This is a genomic window from Amycolatopsis thailandensis (assembly GCF_002234405.1).
Classification (GTDB): Bacteria; Actinomycetota; Actinomycetes; order Mycobacteriales; family Pseudonocardiaceae; genus Amycolatopsis; species Amycolatopsis thailandensis.
This window is the reverse complement of sequence record NZ_NMQT01000249.1, coordinates 1-783: the sequence shown is the minus strand read 5'-3', so window position 1 is coordinate 783 and position 783 is coordinate 1. Positions and strand designations below refer to the sequence as shown.

Below are 783 nucleotides of genomic sequence, written 5' to 3'. Positions count from 1 at the left end.
CCCAGGTGGGCGTGCGCCATCCACGAACGGGCCAGTTCTAGGTGCCGCCGGGTATCGACTGTGTCCCGGTCGTCGGCGGCGGCCAGTGCCGCGCGGATCGTGTGGGCGAGGACGTTGAGAACCACGTCATCGGGCACGATCCGGCACCCCGGCCGCAGCGCGCGGCCGAGTCCGAACAGCACAGCCGCGGGCACGGCGAAGTCATCCGGGCAGGAGATCATCGCGGCCTTGCGCAGGAACACCGCGTGCAGCGCGATCACGGCGTCCTCGGCGTCGTCGTACCTCGCGAAGAGCGGCCGCAGCGCCTGGACCTCGTCGTCGATCATGGTGCGGCGACCGAGCGTCGACAGCTCGGAAACCCTGGCGATCATGGTCGCCGGAACATCGGCGAGGAGTACAGGGTGAGTGGACGTCATCGGTCGATCACCTCAACGAGGTCGAAGCGGGCATGGAGTTCGGTCCAGGCGGCGTGGTGACGGTTGTCGGCGGTGTGCCAGTGCCCGTCGTCGCCGGGGAACCACAGGTGCATCAGGTCGTCGCGCACCACCGGCGCGTCGTCCGGCGCGGGCCGGTGGGCGACGCCGGCGGCGAGCCACACACGCGGTGCCGTGGGGGCGCTCATCGGAGGCTCACCCCCGGGAACACCTCGGCCGCCTGGGACCAGTCGATCGCGGCGGACTCAGTGCCGGGACGGACGGCATCGAAGGTGGCGGCGACGAGCTCGGCGAGATCGTCACGGCGGAACACCACCCAGCCGGAACCTTCGGGCGTGCTCAGGCCGCC

2 protein-coding genes are annotated in these 783 nt (G+C 71.1%); both read right to left on the bottom strand.

Features of this window, described 5'->3' with window-relative positions:
- On the bottom strand, positions 1-416 hold a 416-nt coding region (locus CFP71_RS42025; RefSeq protein WP_143267286.1), incomplete at its 3' end, for a hypothetical protein.
- The gene (locus CFP71_RS42020; RefSeq protein WP_093939420.1) at positions 413-622 is read right to left on the bottom strand and encodes a hypothetical protein; all 210 of its coding nucleotides are present in this window, start codon (positions 620-622) and stop codon (positions 413-415) included. The genes CFP71_RS42025 and CFP71_RS42020, both read right to left, overlap by 4 nt.
- Between the last annotated feature and the right edge of the window lie 161 nt (positions 623-783).